Source organism: Stenotrophomonas sp. YJH_SMC_94-11, assembly GCF_059370435.1.
Map to the genome: position 1 here is coordinate 1 of NZ_JCAFTR010000021.1, position 7,117 is coordinate 7,117.

The 7,117-nt window shown below is 66.2% G+C and carries 4 protein-coding genes; 2 read left to right on the top strand and 2 right to left on the bottom strand.

Translation table 11 applies throughout. The features are described from left to right. Positions 1-643: 643 nt before the first annotated feature. A complete protein-coding gene (locus tag AC5P74_RS20055; protein ID WP_171957946.1) occupies positions 644-991 on the bottom strand; it encodes a phasin family protein in 348 nt (115 codons plus the stop codon). 116 nt (positions 992-1,107) lie between these two features. Then, on the bottom strand, positions 1,108-1,470 hold the full coding sequence (gene queD / locus AC5P74_RS20060; protein ID WP_005407953.1) for a 6-carboxytetrahydropterin synthase QueD: 363 nt from the start codon (positions 1,468-1,470) through the stop codon (positions 1,108-1,110). A gap of 191 nt (positions 1,471-1,661) precedes the next feature. Here queD and AC5P74_RS20065 point away from each other — a divergent pair, with 191 nt between their 5' ends. Together AC5P74_RS20065 and AC5P74_RS20070 are read left to right on the top strand one after the other, a co-directional pair. Continuing rightward, complete coding sequence (locus tag AC5P74_RS20065) at positions 1,662-4,301, top strand: TonB-dependent receptor (protein ID WP_346608067.1); 2,640 nt, start codon at positions 1,662-1,664, stop codon at positions 4,299-4,301. A gap of 74 nt (positions 4,302-4,375) precedes the next feature. Continuing rightward, the gene (locus AC5P74_RS20070) at positions 4,376-6,970 is read left to right on the top strand and encodes a M14 family zinc carboxypeptidase (protein ID WP_346608066.1); all 2,595 of its coding nucleotides are present in this window, start codon (positions 4,376-4,378) and stop codon (positions 6,968-6,970) included. The last annotated feature ends 147 nt before the right edge of the window (positions 6,971-7,117 follow it).

Consider the following 7,117-nt stretch of genomic DNA (forward strand, 5'->3'; position numbering starts at 1 on the left):
GCGTTCGGAGTTCGTCGGCGCGTCATTGAAAGGTTGCCGCGAGCACTGCGCTCTACCCACCGCACGCCGAGCCTCGTCGGGGCGGGCAGGGGTCTGGGCAAAGTAAAGGAGGAGGTGACGGCCAACGGCCGGCGCCGGGGGACATTTGCCCAGGCCCCTGCCTGTCCCGGCGGGGCCCCTCAGTTCGCGGGGAATCGAGACGAAGACACGCTTGTGGCGGATTCATTCTGCGTGGCGCAGGGCGGAGGCCCTCGCGTACGAATGTCCTCCGGCGCCGGCTGTTGGCCGTCACCTCCTCCTTTACTTCGTACGCAAGGGCCTCCGCCCGGCGTTCGGAGCTTGTCGGCGCTTCCTTGAAAGGCGGCCGCGCGTGCTGCGCTCTCCCCACCGCACGCCGAGCCTCGTCGGGGCGGGCAGGGGTCTGGGCAAAGTAAAGGAGGAGGTGACGGCCAACGGCCGGCGCCGGGGGACATTTGCCCAGACCCCTGCCTGCCCCGGCGGGGCCCATCAGTTCGCAGGAAATCCAGACGAGGAAGCGCTCTTCAATCCAGACAACGGGCAAAAAAAGACCCGGCAGAGGGAGGGATCTGCCGGGTCCGGATTGCGTGGGGGGAGGGACCCACGCAATGAGCGTTGCGTCGCGTCAGTGGTTGCTCGCGTCCGCCGTTGATTCGTTGCAGCCCTGCACCAGTTCGGACCACGCCTTGCTGGCCTGCAGGCCGAGACCGACCACATCCTGCTGGGCCTGGCCCAGCCGCTGCAGGTTGTCCTGCCACAGCTGTGCGCCCTTGTTGAGCATCCCGGCCGTGTCGTCGCTGCGGGCCAGTTCACCCAGCCAGCCGCCGGTCGCGGTCAGGTTGCGCTCCATCACCTTCAACTGCACGCCGAACATGCTTTCCGCGTTCTCCAACGCCAGCCGGTTCGCACGCGTGGCTGCGGCGGCGAGCTGGCGGGTGGCATCACTGAAGCGATCGCTGAAGGCGGCGGCCATGGGGCATCAGGGAGTGGCTTGATGCAGTGCAGCATACGCTCTTGATGTGGCAATGCAACAAAAATAACAAAGGCGCCCAGGGCGCCTTTGAAACACCTTTCAGATCAATGGGTTGATCAAGCCGTCGGACCGCGGTAGCGGCAGCCGGAGGTGCAGGTTTCGTGCACGGTGATCTCGCTCAGCGCCGGCAGGCTGGGCTTGAGTTCGTTCCAGATCCACACCGCCAGATTCTCGCTGGTCGGGTTCTCCAGGCCGGGGATGTCGTTGAGGTAGTGATGGTCCAGGCGGTCATAGATCGGCTGGAAAGCCGCCTTCACGTCGCCGAAGTCCATGATCCAGCCAGTCTGCGCGCCGGGCTCGCCCTCGACCTTCAGTTCCACCCGGAACGAGTGGCCGTGCAGGCGCGCGCACTTGTGCCCCGGCGGCACGTTGGGAAGGCGGTGCGCCGCCTCGAGCATGAAGACTTTGAAGATTTCCATGGCGCAATTGTACGCCGCAGGCGGCCCGGCAGCCTGAGTGGACGCCGGGCTTTCGTGAAGTGACTCTTTCCATCCGGATGAAGAGATGATAGTTTCTCTTATATCCGTATGAAGAGATGTTATTGGCCGGGCGCCGGCCAGGCATGGACTACTGCGGAACTTCGTCGTCCTTACCACCCCCCCACATCGTCATGCCCAAGCACACCCTGCTCGTGGCGGCCCTGGCCGTCGCTCTGGCCGCGCCGTTGTCCGCCGCCGCCGAAACCTCCGCCGACGCCAGTGGCGAAGCCAGCACCCTGGCCGCCGTGCGTGTCACCGGTTCCAACATCAAGCGCGCCGATACCGAGGCCTCCAACCCGGTGCAGGTGATCGGTCGCCAGCAGCTGGAACAGACCGGCAAGGCCACCGTGGCCGACGTGCTGCGTTCGATCTCGGCCAACACCGGCAACGCCAGCAACGAAACCACCAACAACGGCTGGGCCTCCGGCTCGGCCGGCATCGGCCTGCGCGGCCTGTCGCAGAAGAACACGCTGGTGCTGCTCAACGGCCGCCGTCTGGCCAACTACGGCTTCCCGGCCGGCGGCCTGTCCGATACGTTCGTTGATCTCAACGCGCTGCCGCTGGTCGCAGTCGAGCGCATCGAAGTGCTCAAGGACGGCGCCTCGGCGGTGTACGGCTCCGACGCCGTGGCCGGCGTGGTCAACATCATCACCCGGCAGAACTTCGAAGGCGCCGAGATCGGCGGCAGCTTCGGCGGTGCCGACCAGGGCGGCCTGCACGAGCAGAACCTGAAGTTCGTCGGCGGCCTCGGTGATCTGGACACCGACGGCTACAACATCCTCTTCAGCCTGCAGGGTTACAACCGCGAGCGCCTGGACCAGGACGAGCGCAACCTGACCCGCAGTGGCATCTACACCGACAAGCCTGGTGGCCGCTGGAACGGCTGGTCGGCCAAGGGCGCACGCTACCTGGTCAACGGCGTGTCGGTGCCGATGCTCGATGCCAACGGCAACTGCCCGGCCGGCACCACCCGCGTTGCCAGCGCGCCGATCGATGGCCTGTCCGGTGATACCTGCGGCTTCAACCAGGCACCGTTCACCACGCTGATCCCTTCGACCAAGCGTTACCAGGCCTATGCCAACGGCACCTTCCGCCTGAACGACAATGTCGAAGCCTTCGGCGAAGTGCTGTACAGCCAGATCAAGAGCGCTGCCTGGTTTGGCAGCAGCCCCTTCTTCACCCTGGAGAGCGGCCGCTTCGCACTGAACGCGGACAGCGGCCTGGCCGAGCCGGTGTCGTCGCTGCTGCCGGCCAGCAATCCGTACAACCCGTACGGGCGTGCGATCCCGATCGAGTACACCTTCTTCGACCTCGGCGGCACGATCAAGACCAACCGCTCCACCGCCTATCGCGGCGTGTTCGGCCTGCGTGGCACCACCGCCAACTGGGATTGGGAAGTGGCCGCATTCGGTGCGCGCAGCAGCGAGCGCGAGAGCGTGTCCGGCGGCTTCGCCAACCGCTGGGCGCTGGCCAACGCACTGTCCACGGGCAGCTACAACCTGCTTGACCCGGCAGCCACGCCGCAGTCAGTGCGTGATTCGATCAACATCGCCACGCTGCGTCCGGCCGAGTCCAAGCTGCAGGGCATCGATGCCAAGATCTCCGGCAGCCTGGGCCGCACCTGGGCCGGCGAGATCGGCTTCGCCGCTGGTGCCGAGTGGCGCCGCGAAAAGCTCGATTCCAACAACCCGTGGCAGATCGATGCCGGCCTGCAGGTGCGCCCGGCCATCGCAGAAGTACATGGCCAGCGCCAGGTCAGTGCCGCCTACGCCGAAGTGAACGTGCCGCTGGCCTCGACGCTGGAGCTGTCCGCCGCCGCGCGTGCCGATCACTACGATGATTTCGGCGATGCGTTCTCGCCGAAGATCGGCCTGCGCTGGCAGCCGCTGGATTTCCTGCTGGTGCGTGCGTCGGCGTCGAAGGGCTTCCGTGCGCCGTCGCTGTCGGAAAACTCCAACAGCACCAGCATCGCCTATGGCAGCGTGGTCGATCCGCGTGATCCGGATGTGCCGGGTTCGCGGCAGAACCCGACCTTCTTCACCGTCGGCAACAACGAACTGAAGCCCGAGCGCACCAGGAGCGTGAACTTCGGTGTGGTGCTGTCGCCGTGGGCCAACACCAACCTGAGCGTGGACTACTACCGCATCCAGCTGGACAACCTGGTCGGCACCAACAACACCCAGACCCTGGTCAACGACAACGTGGCTGGCGCGGTGCAGCGCGATGAGCGCGGCAAGCTGCAGGCGGTCTACAACCGCTACCAGAACCTGAGCGAGCTGAAGACCTCCGGCATCGACGTCGAACTGCGCCAGCGCATCCCGACCGCGGTGCTGGGTGACTTCACCTTGTCCTCGGCTTACACCCACGTGCGCGACTACCGTCGCCCGACCGTGGTCGGTGGCCCGCTGGTCGACTACGCCGGCAGCAACCTGGGCGCGACCCTGCCCAAGGACAAGGCCACCACCACGCTGGATTGGAAGTACGGTGATTTCAACGCAGCCGTGACCTGGTACTACACCAGCAGCTACCGCCAGGAAGCCAGCACCGCAGCCAAGGCGGTGCAGCAGCGCGTCGGCAGCTACAGCCAGTACGACCTGTACCTGGCCTACACCGGTATCGACAAGCTGACCGTGTACGCCAAGGTGCAGAACCTGGCCGACAAGACGCCGCCGTACGACGCCTCGTTCCCGGGCATCCGCGCACCGTACGACTTCAGCCAGTACGACCTGCGCGGCCGCTACTTCACGCTGGGCTTCGATTACCGCTTCTGATCCATCCGCCGCGGCCGGCCACCTGAAGGGACCGGCCGCGCAACTGTCTGCCGTTGTGTTCCTGGGGAGTCACCGTGTCCTTGCATCGCCGTGCCGTTCTTCCGTTGCTGCTTGCCGCCGCCACTGTACTGTCCTGCCCGCAGCCGGCGCAGGCACAGAGTGCCTATTTCTTCCCGCAGGCCACGGATGCGGCAGCCTTCGATGCAGCGGTGCCGACGCCGGAGCAGTTCCTCGGCTACCCGATCGGTAGCCGCTACACCCGGCACGACCAACTGGTGGCGTACTTCCAGGAGCTGGCCAGACGCTCGGACAAGATCAGCGTGCGCGAGATCGGACGAAGCTACGAGGGCCGCCCGCTGCTGATCGCCACCGTCACCGCCGCCGGCAATCACGCGCGGCTGGAACAGCTGCGCCAACAGCACGCGACCCTGGCCGATCCGGCGCAACCGCGCAGCGCGGCCGGTGACAGCCCGGTGGTGGTGTGGCTGGGTTACAGCGTGCATGGCAACGAGACGTCCAGTGCCGAGGCGGCGATGCTGACTGCTTACTACCTGGTGGCCAACCGCAGTGCCGAAACCCAGCAGTGGCTGCAGCACGCGGTGGTGCTGTTCGATCCGGCACAGAACCCGGATGGCCGCGATCGTGCGGCCAACTGGCACAACGCCTGGGCCTCCGATCCGGCCTCGGCCGACCCGGCCGACAAGGAACACGTCGAACCGTTCCCCCAGGGCCGCACCAACCACTACTTCACCGATCTCAACCGCGACTGGCTTGCCCTCACCCAGCAGGACTCGCGGCCGAAGGTGGAGGTGTTCCACCAGTGGTACCCGAACGTGCAGATCGACTTCCACGAAATGGGCAAGGACAGCACCTACTACTTCGAGCCCTCGCCGAAGAGCATGCACAGCCCGCTGATTCCGGCGGCGTCGTATGAATTCAACAAGACCCTGGCCAAGTACCACGCGCAGGCGCTGGATGCCTTGGGTTCGCTGTACTACACCGGCGAGAACTTCGACAACTTCTCGCCGGTGTACGGTTCCACCTACCCGGACTTCCATGGTGCCGTCGGCGTCACCGTCGAGCAGGCCAGCTCGCGCGGCCGCGTGCAGGAGTCGGTGAACGGCCTGCTGACCTTCCCGTTCACCATCCGCAACCAGGTCGCCACCGGGCTGGGCACGGTGCGTGGTGCGGTAACTGAGCGCAGCGGCCTGTTCGACCTGCAGAAGCAGTTCTTCCAGAGCGCGCTGAAGCAGGCCGCACAGCAGCCGGTGAAGAGCTTCGTGTTCGGTGATGTGCATGATCCGGCACTGACCCGCCGCCTGCTGGAACTGTTGCTGCTGCATCGCATCGAGGTACGCGCGCTGGAGCGTGCAATCACCGTCGATGGGCAGCGCTTCGATGCCGGCAGCGCCTACGTGGTGCCGGTGCAGCAGGCGCAGTTCCGCCTGGTGCATTCGATCTTTGCCGAGACACCGCCGATCAAGGGGGATGTGTTCTACGGCAGCACCAGCTATGCGATCGCACCGGCCTACGGCGTGGCTTTCGCCGGCAGCCGTAGCCGCATCGAGGGTGGCGCACGCGTGACTGCGCTGCCGGCGGAGCAGGGCGCGGTGCTGGGTGGCCAGGCCGGATTCGCGTACGCGATCGACTGGCGCGACTACAACGCCGGGCGCGCGCTGGCCGCGCTGCAGGGCAAGGGCGTGAGCGCACGTGCGGCATTCCAGCCGTTCACCACGGCGACCGCGCAGGGCGACGTCAGCTTCGCCGCCGGCAGCCTGGTGATTCCGGTTGCCGGGCAAACGCTGCAGGGCGCGGCGCTGCTTGAGGCAGTGACATCGGCCGCGCGCGAGGCAGGTGTGCAGGTGCACGCGCTGTCCAGTGGCCGCAGCCGCGAAGGCATCGATCTGGGCAGTGACGGCGTCAAGGCGCTGCGCAAACCCGCGGTTGCGCTGGTGATGGGGGAGGGGGTGGCCGCCACCGAGATCGGCTCGGCCTGGTTCCTGCTCGACCAGCAGTTGCACTTGCCTGCCAGCAAGTTGGACCCGCAGCAGCTGGGCAAAGTGTCCCTGGACCGCTACACCACGATCGTGCTGTCCGGTGGCAGCTATACCGGCGTCGATGCCGCGGCGGTGGCTGCACTGAAGCGCTGGGTGCAGGCCGGTGGTTCATTGGTGACCTATGGCAGTGCCTCGAAGTGGGCGATCGAACAGAAGCTCGCCGACGGCGAGAAGCTCGGCAAGGACGAAGAGACTGCCGACGAGAGCCGCCGTGCATTCGGCGACCAGCGCGACATCGCCGCGATCGAGCGGGTCAGCGGCAACATCCTCAGCGCCGATGTGGACACCAGTCATCCGCTGGCGTTCGGCGTGCCGCGCCGGCAACTGGCGATCAACAAGGAGAACACGGTGACGCTGCAGCCGAGTGCGAACCCATTCTCGACGGTGGTACGCATCGACACGCCGCCGCGGGTGAATGGCTATCTTTCCAAGCGCAACCGTGCGCGGGTGGCGGGCAGCGCGTGGCTGCTGGTGTCGGCGCAGGGGCAGGGCAACGTGGTGCTGTTTGCCGATGACCCGGCGCACCGCAAGTACTGGCACGGGACGGATAGGCTGCTGATCAACGCGATCTTCTTCGGGAATCTGGTGAATCCGAGTAAAGCGCGGGGTTGAGGCGTTTTGATCTGGCCCCCTGAAAACGGACGCCATGAAGCCGTTTCAGGCGGCAGCCCGGAGCTGCCGGGCGTAGTTGTTAGGCGAGTGGTAGCCCAGCGCCGAGTGTAGCCGGGCTGGATTGTAGAAGCCGTGGATGTAAGCAGC